The sequence below is a fragment of the Endozoicomonas sp. ALE010 genome (genome assembly GCF_049310165.1).
Lineage (GTDB): Bacteria > Pseudomonadota > Gammaproteobacteria > Pseudomonadales > Endozoicomonadaceae > Endozoicomonas.
Genome location: NZ_JBLYNV010000002.1, coordinates 108,495 through 130,081 on the forward strand (window position 1 = coordinate 108,495; position 21,587 = coordinate 130,081).

Here is a 21,587-nt window from a genome sequence, read left to right on the forward strand (position 1 = left end):
AAATTACTGCTCAGTTACATTAAACGCTGGTTCCAGAACTAATGGAGCAACATCCAGTTTATTCCAGAACCAGCTTGTACTGTTTGGAATCAGTTTTGAGCGGGCAGCATATCGGGCGTGATAATTCGCAAAAAAATACTGGAGAAACTCAGGAAGAATATAAACACTGTAGGGCTTTGATGGGCATTTTCTGGGCTCATAGCCAAAGGCGTGCCCTTTGATGGCGTTGGTTATCAGTATCATATCATCCGGTTGAAAATGTATCTGGTGGCTTTCTGTTTCTGATCTGGTTGTTACCCGGAAGGGGCGGTTCACTTTTCTGGGAAACAGCGTTGCCAGGGCGCGCAGGTTGTGGACTTCATCAGCAAATAGCTGATGCATATCAATAAGGTGCTGGTTTTGATGATGTTCAGCGATGTGAATAACAAAATTTGTCGCTGTATTGCTGATGTTCAATGAATTATCAATCCAGGATAATAAATTGAAAATAATGTTGATGGCTTCCTCTGGTGACACCTCTTCAAGGTCCAGAGTCAGGGAGGGGGCAAATACGGGTAGCACGGCTGCATTATTTTTTCTTAATAGCTCGACTGTTCTTGTTGCCACAGTTTCTCTGGTGGACTGGTGGTTGCCAGAGTGAATGCTCGGCATCAGGGGCTCGTCATATAAATAACAGAGCACTTTGTAAAACTGTTCTAATGTTTGAATATTGGTGTACGGGTGATCTTTTACAAATGAGCTGTTGCCATGAATGAAATGATTGGCTTTTAAATCGTATTTTCCGGTATGCACTTCAAGCTGGTCGTAAAGCCGCTTTATCGGGTAATAATGTTGATTAACCTGCTGCTGAATGTTTCTGTTAACGGGGTATTGTGGAGAGACATTGGAAAACAGTATTTGAAAATATATCTGGGTTAGCAGATTGCTGATCAGATCGGCAGCTTTCTCGCCATATACGAAGTCCGAGGTTTGCTGGTTTGTTAATAACACAGAAGTATCGGGCAGCTGTTGCAGCCTTTCAAACGCCTGCTGAAAGAGTGCTGCCTGCTTGCTTCCATAGCTATGGTGATGCATATCCCTTGCAGCTACAGGATTGTTTTCCAGCAGAAACCAGTTTTGTGCACTCAACAGTCTTCTGTGGGTATGAACGTTGTGCTCTTGTCCTTCAAGAGCGATGATCTGATTGGCGATATCTGCATTAGCGATGAAATAAATTCTTTTGCCTTTGAAGGATAACTCGTAATAACCGTGTTTAGTGGTTTTGGCATAATCGTTAAGTGCCTTGATATCCCGGTAAGAGATGATATACAAATTGTTGATTCGAGATGCTGCCTGAAATGCCTGTAGCAGACTGCTTTTAAACACCCATGACAGCATCGGTGATTGTTCATGAAGCCTCTCAATTGAAAACAGTGTTTCGGTTAATATGGGGACTGCATGCCTGGCGACGGAATATCTCAGGCTTTTGTTTTGCGGATGCTCAATGTCACAGTAGGCCATTTTTGTGGCTAAAACGGCAATGGTAATGGCGAGCCCGGCAATCAGCTTAATATAACGAGGGCCTGTATGCTTTTGCTTATGGCTGCCTGTGTGTTTTCTGTTAAATAACATGGTTAATGGTCACTTTTACCGGAAATCTGGTCAACCACAGATTGATTTAAATGTTATGAATTTTTATTTTTTCAAATTGATATTTCGAAATTGTATATTGTCAGAGATTTGCTGCTGTCAGGTACTCATAAAACACCGTCAATAAACACTTAGTCTGCTTTTTGAGTCATATAGTTCCGCGTGTTGCTTAAATTGGTTTCAGTCAACCATTCAAAAGTGGTTTTTAGTCTGGAAGCCAAGGGCTTGATGTGCCAGAGGTGATATTCAAATTCAGAGTGATTTTGCTGGCAGTTACCAGCCGTCCGGACGCAGGGTTTACCCGGTCAGACGGCGCGGCAGGCAGGCTTCAGGGCGTTTCCTGAAGGTATTGGCTTGGGTCAATGTAGAGACCAAGGGAGCGCTTATCAATGCGCTTTTCCTTGTTTTCAGTCTTGCCGACTTCCTGATATCTGAAGACCACCGTATCACCAACGTTGACATCCAGTTGCTTGTCGGCCGACAGGTATTTGTAATCCTCACCAGCAACCGTCAGGGTATGGATATAGTAATCCGGCATCCCCAGCCAGTCGCTGTGAGGGCCATCGGTGCTGATAGCTTCAAGCAGACCACGACCTTCCAGTTTTGGCTGGCGTTTTTGAAAACTTCTTTGCATGGGGCTGTTATCTCTAGAGACTTTTGAATAGCGGTTAGTTGAAAGGATCGGGTCGGGAGCGACGTTTGTTTCTCTGGCGCCAGTGGATGACAACATTCCAGCGCCAGGCCGCCCGAATCAGCAGGTAACTGATAAAGCCGAGCACAACGCCTGATACCAGCGATCCCAGATAAAGAGGCTTCCACACACGGGCAAGTCCGGCACCCAGACCTTGTACGGTGAGTTCAAAGGAAGCTTCACTTACCGGTGTCTGAAGGATAAAACAGCCAATTTTGTATGTAAAATAGAATATGGCAGGCATGGTCAATGGGTTGGTTATCCAGACCAGTGCCACAGAAAGAGGCAGATTGCATCGGAAAACAATGGCCAGACATGCCGCCAGAATCATTTGGAAAGGCATGGGAATAAACGCAACAAATATGCCGACAAAAAATGCGGCAGCAGCGGAGCGGCGATTCAGTTGCCACAGGTTTGCATCATATAATGCAGAACCCAGAAACCGCAGGTGGCGATGTTCCTTGATGGTTTTTGGTTCCGGCAAATACCTTTTAATCAGTTTTTTCGCCATATCCTTTCACTATCTTACCGCTATCATGACATCAACTCATTATGCTCTGAGCTATGACTTTAGTTCATGGTTTGCAGAGGTTGCCAGTTTTCCAGTATGGAAGTCTTGCCAGTTGCCTTCAATCGATTCGGGATTGGCTTTTCCAGACTGAAATTCATCTATGCTTGCTGATTTTCATCGGCCATAGCATGCCACTTTTCAAATAAAGAATGGTTGATTATGCCACAGCACAATTGCGGTCATTCAAGGCAGGGCAGAACAGTGCCTTGAATGAGGTAAAGCCTTGGATTATGCACTGAAATGGTAGGCAAGACTACGTGGATAACACGCACACGACCATAAAACCGGCAAGGGGATTACTTATCTTCGTACTTGCCAGTGGTTTTGTTTCATTGACATTTGGCATGTCAGTACTGCTGTCGATCAGCCTGCCGCTGTTCATTCTGTTTCTGTGGGGATTATCGTCAGCCGGAGCTTCCCGGGTCCGCTGGTGGCTGCTGCCTCTGCTGGCGGGTACTCTTGTCAGCTCATGGTATGCATCGCATTACGCTGTCACTCGCCTTGATGGCTATATACATGGGCGGGATATCAATATCGAAGGAAAGATTGCCAGTCTGCCGGTGATAAACGGCATGGCAGCGCGCTTTGATTTCGCAGTCAGTCATGCAGGGGCTGTTCTGTATGCCAAAAAGGTCAGGCTCAGCTGGTATGAACCGCCGGATTTGCAGGCTGGAGAGACTTGGCAGTTAACGGTCAGGTTGCGACAGCCCCATGGTTTTTCAAGCCCGGGTGCGTTCGATTATGAAGCCTGGGCGCTGCGTCAGGGGATACAGGCCACGGGGTATGTGAAGTCCGGATCACTGCTCGACAATAGTGTTAGCGGGATATATCGCCTTCATCAGGTAAGGGCGCTTTTAAGAGAGTGGTTGTACTCCACGGTATCGGATAACAACAGAGGAATCTTCTCGGCACTGCTGCTGGGTGATAAAACCGCAATCAATACTCAGCAATGGCAGATGCTGAATGAGACGGGAACCACCCATTTGATGGTGATTTCCGGCCTGCATATCGGTCTTATGGCCTGGTTGGGCTTTTCCCTTGCCACCATTGTTGGGCGATTGGGGGGAATTCCACTTCGGAGTGTACCCTTACCCGTGGTCAAGGCGCTGACAGGCATGCTGTTTGCGTTGTTCTATGCCCTGTTGGCCGGGTTCAGTGTGCCGGTGCAGCGGGCCCTGGTGATGACATTTGCTGCATTACTGGCACCCTTGCTGGGTATCAGAGCCTCTCCCGCCACACTTTGGTTGTTGGCTTTGGCGGCAGTGCTGGCCATTGACCCTCTGGCCATAACCAGCAATGGATTCTGGTACTCGTTTATTGCCGCAGGTGCACTGCTGTTCGGTATGGTTGGCAGAAAGGAGAGGACTGGCTGGCCGGTAACCCTGTTTAAGCCGCAATGGCTGGTGTTTGCCCTGTTGACGCCTTTGCTGCTGTTTAATGGTCAGCCGGTATCACCACTGTCTCCGCTGGTGAATCTTCTCGCCATTCCATTAATTGGCATTGCCGTCGTTCCCTTGCTGCTGTTCAGCGCAATTGTGCAGTTTGTGTTGCCTGAGGCTGCCGGTTTCATTATGGCCGGGCTGGATTATCTGGTGACAGGGTTTCAATGGGTACTGCAGTGGGTGTCCGGTTTGATAGTGCTTATTCCACCACAGCAGTCTCTGACCTGGCTTGACCTGTTGTTCGCTGTGGTCGGCATGTTGCTGCTGATTGCTCCGGCAACTCTGCGTTTGCGCTGGCTTGCCCCGGTGATGCTGATGCCTTCGTTGTTCCCGAAAACACCTGAGATACCGGCAGGTCAGGCTGAGGTCACTGTTTTGGATGTAGGGCAAGGGTTGTCTGTGTTTATCAGAACACGTCAGCACCTTCTGGTATACGACACTGGTGACCGGTTCTCGGAAAAATTGTCAGCGGCAGAAAGCGTGATTCTTCCGGCGCTGTCCAAATCCGGCGTGACCCAAATTGATCGCATTATCATTTCTCATGGTGATCAGGATCATTCAGGTGGTTTGCCATCACTGTTGTCCAGATACCCGAATGTACCGGTTATCAGTGGTACCAGGCTGCCCGGTTTTGAGCAAGAGTGGGTGAAATGCCAATCCGGAGATCATTGGGAGTGGGATGGGGTTTATTTTCAGGTGCTGGCCGGTGGTGAATATCGGCGCAGCAATGATGCATCCTGTGTCCTGAAAGTGACAGCAGGGTCAGACAGTCTTTTACTGCCCGGAGACATTAGTGGACGGGTTGAGAAACGGTTAATTGAGCAGGGCGCTGAGCTCGAATCCAGTGTGCTGGTGGCCGCTCACCATGGTAGCCGGTTTTCCAGTAGTTCTGACTTTCTCTCTGCGGTTCAGCCCGGGGCGGTTATTTTTTCCTCCGGCTTTGCCAATCGCTTCGGTCATCCGGCCGCTGAAACATTAGCCCGTGCGCAAAGCTCGGGGGCGAAAATTTTTAATACCGCTGCGGACGGCTCACTTTCCTTTACGCTCGGTAGCGGTGATATGACCGTTTCAGCCTACCGCAAAACACACACCCGCTATTGGTGGCGCTGACGCTCTGCCAAAGCGATCAGTTACTGCTTAAATGGCGCTAATCTCTGTGATACAGTCATACTGGCCGGGAACTGATATGCCTGACATTAACCGGGCCAGATATCATGAATTTGTCATTATAAGGGAAGATTATTGTGTTCGAACTGGTGAAATCCGGTGGTTGGCTGATGGTGCCTATCCTGTTGTCTTCAGTCATTGCCATGGCAATCATCTTCGAGCGGCTCTGGACGTTGAGACCCTCACGCATTGCACCGAAAAATACCCTGTCTCAAGTATGGAGGTGGATCAAAAGTAATGGATTGGACAATCGCAAGCTTGACCAGCTGAAAGCCGGGTCGCCCCTGGGAGAGATTCTGGCCGCTGGTCTGACCAATGCCCGCAGCGGCCGGGAAATCATGAAGGAAAGTATTGAAGAGCAGGCGGGCAAGGTGATCCATGACCTTGAACGTTATCTCAATACCCTGGGGACCATTGCCGCGATTACTCCGCTGCTGGGTTTGCTGGGAACCGTGATCGGTATGATTGATGTCTTTACTGTGCTGATGGTTGAAGGCACCGGTAATGCCGGTGTTCTTGCTGGCGGGATTTCCAAGGCTCTCATTACCACAGCAGCCGGTCTTACCGTAGCTATCCCGGCCCTGATTTTCCATCGCTATTTTACCCGGCGCATTGATGAGCTGGTGGTTGCCATGGAGCAGGATGCCATCAAGCTGGTGGAAGTGCTGCAGGGTGATCGCAAGGGCTCTTCATCCGCTCCGGGCAGTGAGGCCAGGAAAAAATGAACTTCCGACGACAGATAAATCAGGAAGAGGTGTCGATCAACCTGACGCCCCTGATTGATGTGGTATTCCTGCTGCTGATTTTCTTTATGGTCTCAACCACCTTCACCAAGGAGACGCATCTGGTCATTGACTTGCCGGAATCCTCCGGCGAGGTGTTGCAGCAGCAGCCAAAGCAGATTGAGATCATCATCAGCAAGTCCGGAGATTTTGCCGTTGATGGTCAGGGACTGGTCAATGGTCAGCTGGATACACTCAAGCGGGCACTGGGTAAAGTAAGCCAGGGAGACAGCAAGATACCCCTGATTATTACCGCTGACGCCAATACGCCTTATCAGGCGGTTGTTACGGCAATGGATGCTGCCGGGCAGCTGGGTTTTACCAACCTGAGCATGACCACCCGAAAAGATACCGAGTCTGATCAGTGAAGCTCTGGCCCCGTTTCAGCCAGTCGGTCACAGACTCCTGGTATGCTCCTGCCGGTGGCTGGACCCGCTGTCTCAAGCCACTTAGCTGGTTATTTTCCTTTCTGGCTGCGAGAAGAAAGCAACGTTTACTGCAGGCAGCGCGATGGTCTTCGCCTGTGCCGGTCATTGTGGTGGGTAATATTTCGGTAGGGGGAACCGGTAAAACCCCTTTGGTTGCCGCCCTTGTACGGGAGTTTCAGCGAAGGGGCTACCGGCCTGGGATTATCAGTCGTGGATTTGGTGCGAAAACCGGAGGTATGCCTCTGTCGGTGCGGCCGGATTCAGACCCGGCAAAGGCAGGGGATGAGCCGGTGATGCTCGCCCGACAGCTGCATGTCCCTTTGATTGTTGACGTTGATCGTGTAAAGGCGGCCCGCTATCTCTGTGATCAGACAGACTGCAATCTGATCATCGCAGATGATGGATTGCAGCACTATAATCTGCAACGGCATATTGAAGTATTGGTTCTGGATGGTGACCGGTTGCTTGGCAACCAGCTGTGTCTGCCCGCAGGCCCGCTTCGGGAACCACCGGAAAGAATGAGCCAGGTGGATATGATTCTGGTCAACACCAACCATGCTTCTCTGTCAGCGAAGGCTGAGGAAGTAGAAAGTTCGCTTGGGCTGACCACGCTGGAGCGGGAAAAACTGTATTGTTTTTCCCTTGAACCTTCGGCGCTGGTCAGCATGACGGGGATTTCGCAACCAATTCCCGATAAAACCAGGGTTCATGGTGTTGCAGGAATTGGTAATCCGGAGCGTTTTTTTAATACACTGCGCGCTTTGGGATACGATGTTATTGGGCATCCTTATCCGGATCACCACGTATTTGCACCGGAAGATATCTGTTTTAACGACGATCTTCCGGTAATTATGACGGCTAAGGATGCCGTTAAATGCAGTGGTTTTGCCGATCACCGACACTGGTATCTGCCGGTGACGACCCGTGTATCGGACTCATGTATTGAGCAGCTGGTAGCAATGATTGAAGCTCGTAAGCCGGTATTTGCTGGCTGATGGCAGAGGAACAATGATGGATAAAACGCTGTTTGAAATTCTGGCCTGCCCACTGTGTAAAGGGGAAGTGCGGCCAAATAAAGAGCGTCAGGAACTGGTTTGCAGACCCTGCGGTCTTGCTTATCCGGTTCGTGACGGTATTCCTGTCATGCTCGAAGGTGAGGCGCGCACATTGACCGTTGATGAACGTTTGGATGAGGCGTCCTGATGGCACAAGGCTTTTTATCGGTTGAGGGCTTTCCCTCCACTGAAGGCTCTCATACAGCTGAAGGCTCTGACTTCACCGTTGTAATACCTGCCCGATTTGCTTCCAGTCGTTTGCCGGGCAAGCCTCTGGCTGATATTGCGGGCAAGCCTATGGTGCAGCATGTTTATGAGCGGGCACTGGCCAGTGCCGCCCGGAAGGTCATCATTGCTACGGATGATGAGCGTATCCTGAAGGTGGCTGACGGTTTTGGCGCAGAGGTATGCATGACGCTGCCGGGGCATCCTTCTGGCACTGACCGGTTGCAGGAAGTGGCCAGAATCTATGGTCTGAAGGATGATGAAATCATTGTCAATGTGCAGGGTGATGAACCTCTTATCCCCCCCTCTGTGATCAATCAGGTGGCCAGAAATCTGCAGCTGTCGTCTGAGGCAGGGGCTGCTACGTTATCCAGCCCGTTGACCCGGGTGGAGCAGATTTTCGATCCCGGTATTGTCAAAGTGGTTGCTGATGTCCGGGGGTATGCGCTTTATTTCAGCCGTGCGCCCATTCCCTGGGCGCGGGACGATTTTGCCACGGAGGAAAAGAGAGTGTCGGCAGATGCCTGCTTTCAGCGTCACATTGGGATCTATGCCTATCGGGTTGGACTCCTGAATCATTATGTGACCTGGGGTGTCAGCCCGATTGAGAGTATGGAGTCTCTTGAGCAGCTTCGACTGATGTGGCATGGCTATCGTATTCATGTGGCTGAAGCGGTGGCAACGCCGCCCCATGGTGTCGATACGGAACAGGATCTGCAGGCAGTTCGTGCATTGCTTGAAAGAGAGCAGGAACTGGACAGTTCTGAGCCCAATGAAACCATGGTCAGAGCATAAACAGAATGACAAAAGTACTGTTCGTCTGCCTGGGAAATATCTGTCGGTCACCCACTGCCCATGGTGTGTTTGCCCATCAAGTGGCGGAAGCAGGGTTGTCAGACTGTATCAGAGTTGATTCAGCGGGCACCAGTGGCTGGCATGATGGCGGGTTACCAGACAGCCGTTCCATGCAGCAGGCTGCGGATCACGGTTATGACCTTTCATTTATTCGCTCCCGCAAGGTAACCTCTGCTGATTTTGTTGAGCAGGATTATATTCTGGCTATGGACAGAGAGAACCTGAAGAACCTGCAAAAGATCTGCCCGCAGGAACATGCCTGTAAATTGAAGCTTTTTCTTGATTTTGCTGACCTGCCAGTCTCTGAAGTTCCGGACCCTTACTACGGTGGTAACGAAGGGTTTGAGCGGGTGCTTAATCTGGTTGAGCTGGGTGGGGTTGCGTTGCTGGATCATTTGCAGAAAACCCATAAATAGTATCTCCGTTTTGTCTCCAATTTCTATTGAATCAACTATTAATGAACTTCCCGCTTAAGATTTTCGACAACTATTCCCTGGTGGAGAGAAATACCCTGGGGTTGCCGTCTACTGCCAGATACTACGCTGAGGCAAATACGGTTGCTGAATTGCAGTCGGCACTGGCTTTTGCCAGGCAAAAGCAGTTGCCCGTTATTCCCCTGGGCGGTGGCAGTAATGTGGTGCTTGGTGATTTTCTTGATGCCCTGGTTGTGCACGTTAATCTCAAGGGAAAAACGGTGTTGAGTCGTGATCAGGATTGTGTTCGGGTCAGGGCCGAGGCGGGAGAGAACTGGCATGAGTTTGTTTTATGGTCTCTGGATAATCAGGCCTATGGACTGGAAAACCTCTCCTTGATACCGGGTAACGTTGGCGCTGCACCTATCCAGAATATTGGTGCCTATGGTGTTGAGTTAACGGATTCTTTCGTGTCGCTGGAGGCGATGAACCTGGAATCCGGGCAGGTTGAGTATTTTGACCGGCAAAGTTGCCGCTTTGGTTATCGCGATTCGGTATTCAAAAGGGAAAAGCGTGATCAGTACATTATTGTCGCTGTGACCCTGGATCTTGATGCAACATTAAAACCCAACCTGGGCTATGGCCAGTTAGGTGATCTGCTTGCCAGACGTCTGGGCGATCAGGCTCCTTCCGCATTGGATATCAGTCGGGCTGTTTGTGATATTCGCCGGGAAAAGTTGCCGGACCCATCTGAGGTGGGTAATGCTGGCAGCTTTTTCAAAAACCCGGAGGTATCAAAGTCAGAGATGGATCGCCTGAAGCAGGAATATCCGAATATCGTCGCTTATCCCCTTGGGCAGAACTGGAAACTGGCCGCTGGTTGGCTGATTGATCAGGCCGGGCTGAAAGGAGAGCGAGAGGGTTGTGTGGGGACTTACCAGAAACAGGCTCTTGTTCTGGTAAATCACGGTGGAGCCACTGGTCGGGATGTGCTGTCTTTCTCCAGGCAGGTTCAGCAGAAAGTAAATGAAAAGTTTGGTGTTCAGCTGGAAAGAGAGCCGCGCCTTTATATGGAAGATGATAAAGCAACCCTGTGAATCTGAGGATGCAAATTCCGGTTCCGGGAGGTGTTTACTGGCTGTAATCAGTCAGAAGTCCCATGAGTTGTCCGGGACTCCTGACTAGGAGCCTGTCCGAGAATAGACTGCCCTACTGCGGTTGCGATAAATTGGTCTAAAAATTCCTGCTTCTTCGTCAAATAGCCCCGCTATTCTCCTCAGAATCAGAAATTTTTATCCTCAATTTCTCGCAATCCTCGCTACGGGCGCTATTCTCTGACAGGCTCCTAGCGTGTCATATCGTTTAACGGACAGTAATAGTGCCAATTGTTGCTTCGTCGGTAGGAGCCTGATCAACGTACCACCATACTCCAACGGCCTCTTCGGCCCCGTAGGCCTGAGCGTAGCGGAAGCGGATCTGGTAAGTGCCGGGTTCGTTGGGTGCAACGATGTGAAAGTCTACATCTTGCTCGGTGATATCATTGTAATGAGGGTCAAGATATCGACCATCAACGACAATGGCATTGGCAATTGTTGTTTGAGCACCTATGCCATCAATACCAACAATAATCTGGACAATGCTGGCTTCTTCCCGGGGCCAGAGCCATTTGTAATGGGCATGGATGCCGACAGTTTCACCGGGTTTAACGTCGGCTTCAGTGCCTTGACCGTGGATATCTACGTTGCTGAAAGCGATGCCTGAATATTCAACGTCTGAAAATGCAGAGCAGGATAGAATGCACAGTAAACTGGCCATTACCCACTGCTTGAATAGGTTGTTTTTCATAAATTTCCCTCTGTTTTGGTTGTTTTAGTTACATGGTTTACTCCTTGTTTTGATTTCTGAAATTGATAAAAGTTCCACCAGTGGCGGGTTGTGGCTCTTTTAATTTTCGTGGGTGCGAGTTCGGCAGAGATTTATTGTCCATCGCTATGACTGGAGAGCCTTCTGGTGGTTTTTCAAGGCAAAAAAAAACGGGGTGGAAACCACCCCGTTCAGTTCAGTATCAACCCTTATTACAGGTTGCTTTCTTCAGTGCGCACCTGCGGAGCTTCCTGAGTTTCGCTTTCTGGCTCAACAGGCAGTTCGATCTGCTGAGTCTGGCGCTTTGCCCGGGGGTCGTTGTGAGCACGGCTGCGACGACGACGCGGCCTTTCAACGGTTTCATCATCAGAAGATGCTTCAGCTTCGCTGGCTTTAACCTCTGCTGTCTGGTCACGCTCAGCTGCTTGTGGTGCTTCTGCTGCTTTGCTCTCAGTCGCTAAAGGTTGTGGTGCCGTGGCAGCCTCAGCGGGCTTCTCCTGTTGGCTTTCATGAACAACGGCCTTGTCTTCATCAGACTGATTTAATGCCTGCTTCAGCATCTCTTCAGCTTCATTGGCGGTCATGGTCGGCTTGGGCTCGACAGCCTCTGCTTCCGCTACGGCTGGTTTCTCGAAAGCGGGTGGCATGGTTGCAAACGCTGGCTTATCTAGATTATGGGAAGCGGCAACGGCTTTTGCCATTTCTGTCATCTGAGGGCGTGGGGTTACCTTCTCCCGCTCAACGGTTGTTGCTTCTGCGGCGGCAACGGGCAGGTCAGTCTGGCGTTCTTGAGTGCTGGTCTCAACGGAGGCTTGTTCTGCTTTTTCCGATTGCGCTTCAGAATCTCCAGCTGTTGCAAGCTCAACTGTTGGCTCTTTATCGACAGAAGGCTGTTGATTGGCTGGTGAGTCGCTCTCAGCAGGGATTTCAGGTTCGCTGACTTCCTCAGGCGCAGACTGCTGAGTTTCCCTGAGACGGCGAGGGTCATTCTTCACTCTTCTGGAGCGACGAGGTCTCACTTCGTCCGGTGCTTCAGGGGTGTTGGCAACGGCTTGCTCTTCGACAGGAGCCTTGCTGGTTTCCTCTACCTTGTCCATTGGCATGGCCGGGGCTGCAGGAGCTTCCGGGGCAGCTGCTGCAGCTTTTCTGCTTTCCAGCTCAGGCTTCTCAATGCTGGCAAATGACTCTTTTTTGTCAGCACGCTTTTCCTGTGGAATGCTTTCCTGTGCGGCAGTTTCATGAACAGCAGGCGCATTTACTGCCCCTTTAGCGCTTTCAGGCAGCAGTGGCTGTAATTGCGGTTCATTCTGTTGCTGACGCTGAGACTGTCGGTTGTTGCGACGACGGGGTGCAGAGTTCGGGCGGCGTCGACGATCACCGGAGCCTTGTTCTGGTTCCTGGTCTTGGCGGCGTTCCTGTCTGGGTTCCCGTTGTTCCGCTACTTCCGGTTTGTCACGCTGGCGTCTTTCCTGCCTTTCAAAACGGTTTTCCTGGCTGCTGGAACGGTTGTCTGAACGTTCCTGCTGACTCTTTTTGCGCTCTTTCTGAGGACGGTTGCTGTCCTGTCTGTCGCGGCGCTGGGAATCAGTTCGGGTCTTTTTCCTGTTCTGGCCAGCTTGACTGTCACGACGCGCCGGTTGACGTTGCTGGGTGAGTTTGTCCTGGCCAGCGGATTTGTCGTCATCATTTTCCGGGTTGAAGAGGCTGCCGATGGACTTCAGCAGGCTGTCAATAAATCCGGGTTTTGCTTCAGGCGCTTTAATGGCGGGTGCAGGCTGTGCCGGGGCAACATTGCGCACGGCGGCCTGTTGTCTGGGCTGAGGCCTGGTGGCTGTGGTCAGCTCTTCCGGGCTGGCGTCTTCACCCTCAAGGATGATTTCGTAGCTGCTCTCGCGATCCTGAAGATTGTCGTCACGGAGGCGCTGGACATCGTAATGGGGAGTTTCCAGATTGGCATTTGGAATAACGATGATGCGGGCATCATGGCGCTTCTCGATCTTGGCGATCATTTTGCGCTTTTCATTCAGCAGAAATGCCGCCACCGGCACAGGAACCTGTGCGCGAATTTCGGACGTCTTGTCCTTCATGGCCTCTTCTTCCATCAGGCGCAGAATAGACAGGGCCAGAGACTCAATATCCCGAATCGTGCCCTGGCCTGAGCAGCGAGGGCAGACCACGCCACTGGTTTCACCCAGTGATGGGCGCAGACGCTGACGGGACATTTCCAGCAGGCCAAAGCGGGAGATACGGCTGGTTTGAACGCGGGCACGATCAACCGACAGCGCCTGACGAATGCGGTTCTCAACTTCCCGCTGATTCCGGTTGCTGCCCATATCGATGAAGTCGATAACAATCAGTCCGCCAATATCGCGCAGGCGCAGTTGGCGGGCAATCTCATCCGCCGCTTCGAGGTTGGTGTTATAGGCGGTTTCTTCGATATCGCCACCACGGGTTGCACGGGCGGAGTTGATATCAATGGACACCAGGGCTTCTGTTGGATCAATAACAATGGAGCCGCCGGATGGCAGTTTGACTTCACGCTGGAAGGCGGTCTCGATCTGGCTTTCAATCTGGAAGCGGTTGAACAGGGGGACGCTGTCTTTGTACAGCTTGATCTTGTTCTGGTACTGGGGCATGACCTGTTTAACAAAATCCAGGGCTTCTTGATAAACCTGGGTTTTGTCGATCAGTACTTCACCAACATCCTGGCGCAGATAGTCGCGGATAGCACGGATAATGACATTGCTTTCCTGGTAGATCAAAAATGGTGCGGGATTTTTATCGGCAGCATCTTTGATGGAGTTCCAGAGTTGCAGGAGATAGTCCAGATCCCACTGAAGGTCTTCTGTTGAACGGCCAAGGCCGGCTGTGCGAACGATGACGCCCATTTCGGCGGGGATGTCCAGCTTGCTCATGGCCTCACGCAGTTCAGCGCGCTCATCGCCTTCAATACGGCGTGAGATGCCACCGGCCCGTGGGTTGTTGGGCATCAGTACAAGGTAGCGGCCTGCCAGGCTGACCAGTGTGGTCAGGGCGGCACCTTTGTTGCCACGCTCTTCCTTATCGACCTGAACGATAACCTCGGTGCCTTCCTTGATGACTTCCTTGATGTTGGGACGACCACCAGTATGGCCGACGAAGTATTCCCGGGAGATCTCTTTTAAAGGCAGGAAGCCGTGTCGCTCTGCGCCAAAGTCCACAAACGCGGCTTCCAGGCTGGGCTCAACACGGGTGATTTTTGCTTTGTAGATGTTGGCTTTCTTCTGTTCGCGGGCTCCGGATTCGATATCCAGATCGAACAGGCGCTGCCCATCGACGAGTGCAACCCTCAGCTCTTCTTGCTGGGTTGCATTGATCAACATTCTCTTCATAGAGTACCAAATTGCTAATGGCTACCCTAAGCAGATGTTGGTGGCGAAAAGTTGTTCGTGACATTCGGTAAATCCAGCGCATTCATTGGTTTGACGGGCAATCCATCGTCTTTCCGGAAGCGCCCGGCCTGCCACCTGACGTATTCATGGTGGCTGGCAGTGCAACTGGTTTCCTTCAGCTTCTGTACAAACTCTCCGGTGCTACCCGAGTGTACACAGGCCAACAACCGCAGGAGAACGGTGTGGTCGGTGGTAACCAGCTATCAGACTTACAGCCGGGCTTATTCAAGGGTAAGGCTGTAACGATATAGCAATCTGCATCCGTATGTTGACCGGATGCATAGTGGGGAGATGCGTTGATCGGGCGCTTCTGGCTGGTTGTGGATACGTTTACAGGTATCACTGAGCCTGTCACTAGCATATGACCCGTCCGCTGTTCTTCATCCCTGGTATCGGGAGCGCAACCTCTGTTCTTGGGTGGCACTGTTTATCTATCACGGCTGTGGCCGTGGTCTTTAATCGTTCAGCACCATGACAGGAACTCATACCCTCAGGGAGGGATGCAACTGGTTCATCTGCCATGATGTCTGCCTGAGCGGCTATTCCCGGAGTTACCTGGCCCGGACTTGTTCATCGGGTAAACGTAGCTCCGGTTTATTTTCGGCCCGGTTAGCGGAATTTAAGTGATGCTATCCCTTTCGGGTCATGCTCAGACTTCGTAAATCGAACTGCCTCTTCGGATAGTTACAAGGCAGTGCCACAACTATATCAGTAATCTGTAAGTGCTTCAAATGACACAAAGCTGATAACATTACCTGAAAGAAAATCGCGGTAATCCCTGAAAGTCTTTTTATCTCAACCGGTTAAGGTAGAGCTTTCGGGGCTGCAACTTGGCATAAACAGATATGTGGTTAGACGATTGAAACAAGCAAACGTTAACTTTATTACCATTGATGAGGATGCGGCTGGTCAGCGTGTTGATAATTTTCTGTTGCGGGTTCTTAAAGGTGTGCCCAAGACCAGGGTGTATCGTATCGTTCGCAAGGGTGAGGTACGGGTCAACAAAAAGCGGGTAAGCGCAGATTATCGCCTTGAATTGAACGATGTTGTTCGTATTCCTCCGGTCAGGGTGGCCGAAAGGGAGGCTCCGGTAAGGCCCGCTGACAGCGTGATCGCTCAATTGGAAAAAGCGGTACTTTATGAAGATGATCTGCTGCTGATTATCAACAAACCGTCCGGGCTTGCTGTGCATGGCGGCAGTGGTCTGTCTTATGGTGTAATTGAAGCGCTTCGCCAGCTACGGCCGGATAACCGCACGCTGGAACTGGCGCATCGCCTGGACCGGGACACCTCGGGTTGTCTGGTGATTGCCAAGCGCCGCAGTATGCTGCGTCACCTGCATAACCAGTTGCAGCAGAAAGAAAAAGTTGAAAAGCTGTATCATGCGCTGGTGGTGGGTAAGTGGCCAGCGAGAAAGCAGCTGGTCAATGCGCCGCTGTTGAAGAACGTGCTGCAGTCAGGAGAGCGGATGGTCCGGGTGCATGTGGATGGCAAAAAATCCCGAACAGCGTTTCGAGTACTGAACCGTTTTCCAAATATGACCCTGGTTGAGGCTTACCCCATCACAGGGCGGACCCATCAGATTCGGGTTCACTGTCTGCACGCAGGGCATCCCATTGCCGGGGATGAAAAATACGGTAAGGATTCAGACAATCAGTCCCAGAAGCAGTTTGGTCTTAAAAGGCTGTTCCTGCATGCCGCCAGTATCGAATTTGACCTGCTGGATGGTAAGCGATTGAAGGTTGAAGCGCCTTTGCCGGACGACCTGGCTGAGGTGTTGTCAGCTTTACAAGGGCTGGATGCCGAACCGAAGAATTGATAAATATGATCGTTTTTGAGTGAACCTGTTTAAGGGGTGATTATGCAAGACAAGTGGCGGGAGTCCTCGTCTGAGGCGCAGGATAGCCTGGACAGTAATCGAGCCTGGGATCTGGTGGATGCCCTGGCCAAAGGCTCGCTGCTGGAGCAGCAGCGTTCCCGGCGATGGGGTATATTTTTTAAGCTGCTGACCTTTGGCTGGTTGTTTTTCTCCGTTGCTGTCATTTATAACGCGACCAATATCAATGATGTGGTGATCAGTGATGGCTCCAGTGAGCATACGGCGCTGGTGGAGATTGATGGCCAGATTGGTGGTGGCGATGTGAATGCAGATGTCGTGGTGTCGGGATTACGCTCAGCCTTTGAGGATCCGGGCACTAAAGCGGTGATTTTGAGAATTAACAGCCCGGGTGGTAGCCCTGTTCAATCTGGCTATATCTATGATGAGATTCTCAGGCTGCGCGAACTGCACAAGGATACTCCTCTTTACGCGGTCATTATGGATATTGGTGCGTCTGGCGGCTACTACATTGCCGCTGCCGCTGATGAAATTTACGCTGACAAGGCCAGCCTGGTAGGGTCTATCGGCGTTATTTCCTCTGGTTTCGGTTTTGTCGGGGCGATGGAGAAGCTGGGGGTTACCCGCAGAACCTATACCTCCGGTGAAAATAAGGCATTCCTTGATCCATTCCAGTCCGTGGACCGTGAAGCTGCTGTCGAATGGCAAACGTCGCTGGATACTATTCACCAGCAGTTTATTGACGCGGTAAAAAACGGGCGGGGTGATCGACTGGCTGATCGGTCGGATATCTTTTCAGGCATGGTCTGGTCTGGTGAACAGGCCAAAACACTGGGTCTGATTGATGGTCTGGGCAGTGCCGGTTATGTGGCCCGTGAAGTGGTGGGTGAAGAGGATATTGTTGATTACACCTTTCGCCTTTCACCATTGGAAAAATTTGCCCGGGATTTTGGGGCTGGTGTCAGCGCCACTTTGGTGGAAGCCCTGGGTGACGGTTTTCAGTTAATGTGATTTGATTACCGGGTCTGCTGTGCAAGACCCGGTGTATTTACCCTATCTGCCCAAAGGATAAACCCCTTCATTCATCAGCATGGTGGTCAGGGTGATCAGTGGCAGTCCAATCAGGCTGTCAGGATCATCGCCAGCCATTTTCTCGAACAGGGTTATGCCCAGTCCTTCACATTTGAAGCTGCCAGCGCAGTCCAGCGGACTTTCTGCATCTATATAGGTGGCAATCTGCGTGCTGGACAGTGTTCGGAACCAGGCGGTGTAATCCACACAGGTCAGCTGATGCTCTGCTGTAGCGGTGTTCAGCAGGCTAAGTCCGGTGTGGAAAACCACCTGTCTGCCGCTGCAGTTGGAAAGCTGTTGAATGGCTTGTTCCCGGGTTCCGGGTTTGCCCAGAATTCTATTGTCCAGCGCGGCGGTTTGGTCGGAGGCAATAATCAGGGTGTCCGGATACTGATCTGCCAGTATCAGGGCTTTTTCCCGGGAAAGCCTGATGGCCAGCTCCCTGGCGCTCTCTCCGGGTTCAGGGGTTTCGTCAATGTCCGGTGAGGCCTGGCTGAACGTCAGGTTGAGTCGTTCAAGCAGGCTTTTTCGATAGGGTGAGCCTGAGGCTAGCAATATATTCATCGTTTTATGTTGTGCAGGTGGTGCGGGCAAAGGGTGCGGATAGTCGAGCACAGTATGCATGGTTACGAATTTTTGTAAAACTCGCCTGCGCCATCCGGCAGCAGGTTGTGAAAATACAGTCTTCAGGCATGTTATTCACGAAATAGTTGAAATTCTGATAAACCTCACCCGAAAAGGATGTTTGACAGCAAAGGGGCATCGCCCTATGATTGCGCGCTTATGTTATCAGGCCAATTACCAAAAACCATTGATCCGCGGAAACTCGCGCGTCAGGGGTTACAGTTTGAAGGTTCGCTGGCGCTTAAACAGTTTGATCGACTGGTGGCCAGTCTCGCTGACGATCAGGGCGAGGTGAAGGTCTTTCTTCATTTCTATATGAGCGAAGATCACCGAGTGGTTCTTGAGGGGCATGTTGAGGCGAATCTTAAAATGATTTGTCAGCGCTGTCTTGATGTAGCAGAACTTCCCGTGCGTTCAGGCCTCAACCTGATGGGTGTATTGACCGATGAGCAGGCCCGGTCCCTGCCAGAGGGTTATGAACCCCTGATGCTCCAGGAGGAGCCGATGGAGTTAGTGCCCCTGCTGGAGGAAGAGCTTCTGTTGAGCCTTCCTATCGTGGCTTATCATCCGCCTGAAGCCTGCCAGGTTCAGCAGAACTTTACTACTGAATCTGATGAAGAGGCTGAGGCTTCCGCTGCCCGGGCAGAGGAAGAGAAAAAGCGTCGTAACCCGTTCAGTGTTCTGGCTAGTCTGAAAGCTGATCAGGATAAAAGTACTACCGAACCCAAATAGAGTTCCAGGCAAAGAATTTAGGAGAGTTGACACATGGCTGTTCAGCAAAACCGTAAAACCCGTTCCAAGCGTGACATGCGCCGTTCCCACGACAGTCTGACTGCTTCTCAGCTGTCTGTTGATGCGACTTCCGGCGAAACTCATCGTCGTCATCACATGACCGCTGACGGCTTCTACCGTGGCCGCAAAGTGCTTGAAGGTAAAATCGGCGAGTGAGCCGTACCATGCCAGGACGGCCAGCAGCTCCAGGAAGGAGAATAGCGCTTGATATTATGAGCGGGGACGAAAGTCCCCGTTCTCGTATCCGGGCTGCCCTCCGAGCCCTGGATGCTTATCCGGATCTTCATCTTTCCCTGGTAGGTGATCAGCAACTGATTACCGGTCATCTCTCTTCTATTGCATTCGATCAGTCCCGCCTTACGGTTATTCATGCTGGCAAGACCATCGGCATGGATGAAAAACCCTCTTTTGCCCTGAGATCCAAAGAAGACAGCTCCATGTGGGGTGCTCTTGAACAGGTGGCTGATGGCCGTGCGGCTGCCTGCGTCAGCTCGGGGAATACGGGTGCCCTGATGGCCATGGGGCGATTTGCCCTGAAAACCTTTGTGGGTATTGATCGTCCTGCCATTGCCGGAGCCATTCCCTGTGCCGGTGGTAGTGTTCTGCTGCTGGATATGGGTGCCAATGTGGACTGTTCAGCCAACAGCCTTTACCAGTTTGCTGTGATGGGGTCTTTGCTGGCCGCTGCTGTCAGGGGTATCAATGCTCCGAGGGTGGGGTTGCTGAACGTCGGCACTGAGGATATCAAAGGGAATGAACAGGTAAAGCTGGCAAATCGGCTGTTGAAAGAAGATGGTCGTTTGAACTACATCGGCTATATCGAAGGGAATGATGTGTTTGCCGGTGGCGCGGATGTGGTGGTCTGCGACGGTTTTGTTGGCAATATTGCCCTGAAAACCGGAGAGGGGGTTGCCGGTTTAATCCGTGACAGCCTGGTTGCCGCTTTTCAGCAGACGCTTTGGCGTCGGTTTCTCTCTCTGCTGATTGCGCCGGTCATGCGCAAAATCTATAAAAGCATTGATCCGGTAGTATACAACGGTGCCAGTTTTCTCGGGCTGCAGGGGATTGTGGTCAAAAGTCACGGTCACTCCGATGAAGAAGGTTTTTTTCGGGCTATCGGCGAGGCCGTCAGGGAAGTGGATAGTGATGTTCCCGGGCGGTTGGCAGAAGAGATAGAATTAATGCTGGGAGAGGGGTAAAGGTTAATGATGATTGAAAGCCATCCCTGGAAGATATGATCCGAAATAGCAGGTGAGCGTACATTACCGGCCCCGGAATAACAACAGGGCTACTGCCTCAAAAACAGACTGTTGGTTTTCCGGGTCTGGTAGCTGGTCTCTTGCCTCGGTTAAACAGGTTGTATTTTTCGCTGATCGTTTCTGAGTGAATGTTCCGGAAAAATAAGTTGCCCTGCATAGATCATTGTGACTGCCTTACTGAACTTATTGCCAAGGCTTTACCGTTAATAATGATCAATTGCAACTCCAGGTCAGAGATTGCACGGGATTTGCAGGTAATGGTATCTATAATATTTTGTGTTAATTATTCTGTGCTTATAATCATTTTTGGTTCTTTTTTGTTATTGGAAACATAAATTTACTTACCTTGTTGTCTATTTTTCCTATAATTGCCCCGGTTTTTTATTGGGAAGCGTATCTGGTCTTTGGGCTGACTGCATTAATCGGTGCGGTTGTACCGAGAGGTTCGCTTCGTATTCAATTGAATTTCAGGCCTCTCGGTAACAGGAGAGCCAAGCGAAAGAGCGGGTTGCAATGACGGATAAGCTTGCTTTTGTCTTTCCAGGACAAGGGTCCCAACAAGTTGGCATGATCGCTGACTATCTTTCAGAGCCAGTGGTGCGGGCAACGTTTGCTGAAGCCACCGGGGGGCTTGGTTTTGATCTCCTGAACATGGTTTCTGAGGGGCCTGCTGAGGCGCTGAATCAGACGGAGAATACCCAGCCTGCATTGCTGGTATCCAGTGTGGCTCTCTGGCGTCTCTGGTGTGAGCGTCAGGGCGAAGCGCCGTCGATGATGGCCGGGCACAGCCTGGGTGAATATTCGGCCCTGGTGTGTGCCGGTGCGATGAATTTTGCCGATGCCGTCAGTCTGGTTCGTCTGCGTGGACTGTTTATGCAGGAGGCGGTTGCCTCCGGTGCAGGAGCCATGGCTGCTATTATTGGCCTTGATGATGCAGATGTGGTTGCTGCCTGTGAGAAAGCGGCAGGTGATGAAGTGGTCGAGGCGGTCAATTTCAATGCCCCCGGTCAGGTGGTGATTGCCGGACAGGTTGCCGCAGTTAAACGTGTCATTGAGTCTGCCAAAGCAGCGGGTGCCAAAAGGGCGATTGAGCTGCCAGTCAGTGTTCCTTCTCATTGTGCCTTGATGAAGCCTGCTGCAGAGCGCCTGCAAAAAGCGTTGGACGGTATTGAGTTGATCGAGCCGGTGATTCCGGTGGTGCAGAATGTCTCTGCCAGTGTCTGTTCTGATCCGGCTCAGCTTAAGGCGAATCTGGTGGCTCAGCTGTACAGTCCGGTTCGCTGGGTTGAGTCTGTGGAAACCATGATGGCCGCTGGTGTTGGCCGGTTTGCTGAATGCGGCCCCGGTAAAGTGCTGGCTGGACTGAATAAACGTATTGCACGACGTGCGCCCATTGCTACGCTGGAGTCTGCTGACGCTATGGCTCAGATGCTGGCAGAAGCTAACCAATAA

At 51.3% G+C, this 21,587-nt stretch carries 20 protein-coding genes; 14 read left to right on the plus strand and 6 right to left on the minus strand.

Going from position 1 to position 21,587, the window contains the following annotated elements:
* Positions 1–3: 3 nt before the first annotated feature.
* The 3 genes from ACO6UY_RS01550 to ACO6UY_RS01560 all read right to left on the minus strand — a co-directional run bounded on the left by ACO6UY_RS01550 (position 4) and on the right by ACO6UY_RS01560 (position 2,831).
* Positions 4–1,611, minus strand: coding sequence for a hypothetical protein (locus ACO6UY_RS01550; RefSeq protein WP_422459891.1), 1,608 nt, complete (start codon positions 1,609–1,611; stop codon positions 4–6).
* A gap of 346 nt (positions 1,612–1,957) precedes the next feature.
* Positions 1,958–2,263 carry a hypothetical protein gene (locus ACO6UY_RS01555; RefSeq protein ID WP_101745623.1) on the minus strand — a complete coding sequence of 102 codons (306 nt, stop codon included), beginning with the start codon at positions 2,261–2,263 and terminating at the stop codon, positions 1,958–1,960.
* Positions 2,264–2,297: 34 nt separating this feature from the next.
* A complete protein-coding gene (locus tag ACO6UY_RS01560) occupies positions 2,298–2,831 on the minus strand; it encodes a DUF2062 domain-containing protein (RefSeq protein ID WP_209200847.1) in 534 nt (177 codons plus the stop codon).
* A 317-nt stretch (positions 2,832–3,148) separates the two neighbouring features.
* Between ACO6UY_RS01560 and ACO6UY_RS01565 the strand changes: the two genes are divergently transcribed.
* The 8 genes from ACO6UY_RS01565 to murB all read left to right on the plus strand — a co-directional run bounded on the left by ACO6UY_RS01565 (position 3,149) and on the right by murB (position 10,355).
* The gene (locus ACO6UY_RS01565; protein ID WP_422488860.1) at positions 3,149–5,443 is read left to right on the plus strand and encodes a DNA internalization-related competence protein ComEC/Rec2; all 2,295 of its coding nucleotides are present in this window, start codon (positions 3,149–3,151) and stop codon (positions 5,441–5,443) included.
* A 134-nt stretch (positions 5,444–5,577) separates the two neighbouring features.
* Positions 5,578–6,225 (plus strand): MotA/TolQ/ExbB proton channel family protein, encoded by a 648-nt coding sequence (locus tag ACO6UY_RS01570; protein ID WP_422448819.1) that lies wholly within the window; start codon positions 5,578–5,580, stop codon positions 6,223–6,225.
* Positions 6,222–6,650, plus strand: a complete 429-nt coding sequence (locus ACO6UY_RS01575) for an ExbD/TolR family protein (protein WP_422448817.1) — start codon at positions 6,222–6,224, stop codon at positions 6,648–6,650. Before ACO6UY_RS01570 ends, ACO6UY_RS01575 begins: the two co-directional genes overlap by 4 nt.
* Positions 6,647–7,705 carry a tetraacyldisaccharide 4'-kinase gene (lpxK, locus tag ACO6UY_RS01580; protein ID WP_422465652.1) on the plus strand — a complete coding sequence of 353 codons (1,059 nt, stop codon included), beginning with the start codon at positions 6,647–6,649 and terminating at the stop codon, positions 7,703–7,705. The genes ACO6UY_RS01575 and lpxK overlap by 4 nt, the downstream gene beginning before the upstream one ends.
* A 16-nt stretch (positions 7,706–7,721) precedes the next feature.
* Positions 7,722–7,913, plus strand: coding sequence for a Trm112 family protein (locus tag ACO6UY_RS01585; RefSeq protein WP_066015636.1), 192 nt, complete (start codon positions 7,722–7,724; stop codon positions 7,911–7,913).
* Positions 7,913–8,785: a 3-deoxy-manno-octulosonate cytidylyltransferase gene (gene kdsB, locus ACO6UY_RS01590; protein WP_422448813.1), complete on the plus strand. Its 873-nt coding sequence runs from the start codon at positions 7,913–7,915 to the stop codon at positions 8,783–8,785. Before ACO6UY_RS01585 ends, kdsB begins: the two co-directional genes overlap by 1 nt.
* Positions 8,786–8,790: 5 nt before the next feature.
* A complete protein-coding gene (locus ACO6UY_RS01595) occupies positions 8,791–9,261 on the plus strand; it encodes a low molecular weight protein-tyrosine-phosphatase (protein ID WP_422448811.1) in 471 nt (156 codons plus the stop codon).
* A 41-nt stretch (positions 9,262–9,302) separates the two neighbouring features.
* Positions 9,303–10,355 carry a UDP-N-acetylmuramate dehydrogenase gene (gene murB / locus ACO6UY_RS01600; RefSeq protein WP_422448809.1) on the plus strand — a complete coding sequence of 351 codons (1,053 nt, stop codon included), beginning with the start codon at positions 9,303–9,305 and terminating at the stop codon, positions 10,353–10,355.
* Positions 10,356–10,620: 265 nt separating this feature from the next.
* Here the strand turns inward: murB and ACO6UY_RS01605 are convergent, their stop codons facing one another.
* A complete protein-coding gene (locus ACO6UY_RS01605; RefSeq protein ID WP_422448807.1) occupies positions 10,621–11,103 on the minus strand; it encodes a hypothetical protein in 483 nt (160 codons plus the stop codon).
* Positions 11,104–11,333: 230 nt separating this feature from the next.
* Entirely contained in the window at positions 11,334–14,492 is a 3,159-nt protein-coding gene (gene rne, locus ACO6UY_RS01610) for a ribonuclease E (protein WP_422466252.1), read from the minus strand.
* Between the two features lie 919 nt (positions 14,493–15,411).
* Here rne and rluC point away from each other — a divergent pair.
* Together rluC and ACO6UY_RS01620 are read left to right on the plus strand one after the other, a co-directional pair.
* A complete protein-coding gene (gene rluC, locus ACO6UY_RS01615; protein ID WP_422448803.1) occupies positions 15,412–16,371 on the plus strand; it encodes a 23S rRNA pseudouridine(955/2504/2580) synthase RluC in 960 nt (319 codons plus the stop codon).
* Positions 16,372–16,413: 42 nt separating this feature from the next.
* Complete coding sequence (locus ACO6UY_RS01620; RefSeq protein WP_422448801.1) at positions 16,414–17,400, plus strand: S49 family peptidase; 987 nt, start codon at positions 16,414–16,416, stop codon at positions 17,398–17,400.
* Between the two features lie 42 nt (positions 17,401–17,442).
* On the opposite strand, the gene ACO6UY_RS01625 is transcribed toward ACO6UY_RS01620, so the two are convergent.
* Positions 17,443–18,024 carry a Maf family protein gene (locus ACO6UY_RS01625; protein WP_422448799.1) on the minus strand — a complete coding sequence of 194 codons (582 nt, stop codon included), beginning with the start codon at positions 18,022–18,024 and terminating at the stop codon, positions 17,443–17,445.
* A gap of 177 nt (positions 18,025–18,201) precedes the next feature.
* On the opposite strand from ACO6UY_RS01625, the gene ACO6UY_RS01630 reads away from it, so the two are divergent.
* The 4 genes from ACO6UY_RS01630 to fabD all read left to right on the plus strand — a co-directional run bounded on the left by ACO6UY_RS01630 (position 18,202) and on the right by fabD (position 21,587).
* Positions 18,202–18,816: a YceD family protein gene (locus ACO6UY_RS01630; protein ID WP_422448797.1), complete on the plus strand. Its 615-nt coding sequence runs from the start codon at positions 18,202–18,204 to the stop codon at positions 18,814–18,816.
* Between the two features lie 33 nt (positions 18,817–18,849).
* Positions 18,850–19,032, plus strand: a complete 183-nt coding sequence (rpmF, locus tag ACO6UY_RS01635; protein ID WP_020582914.1) for a 50S ribosomal protein L32 — start codon at positions 18,850–18,852, stop codon at positions 19,030–19,032.
* Between the two features lie 8 nt (positions 19,033–19,040).
* On the plus strand, positions 19,041–20,075 hold the full coding sequence (plsX, locus tag ACO6UY_RS01640) for a phosphate acyltransferase PlsX (protein WP_422488913.1): 1,035 nt from the start codon (positions 19,041–19,043) through the stop codon (positions 20,073–20,075).
* 573 nt (positions 20,076–20,648) lie between these two features.
* Positions 20,649–21,587, plus strand: a complete 939-nt coding sequence (gene fabD, locus ACO6UY_RS01645) for an ACP S-malonyltransferase (protein WP_422448795.1) — start codon at positions 20,649–20,651, stop codon at positions 21,585–21,587.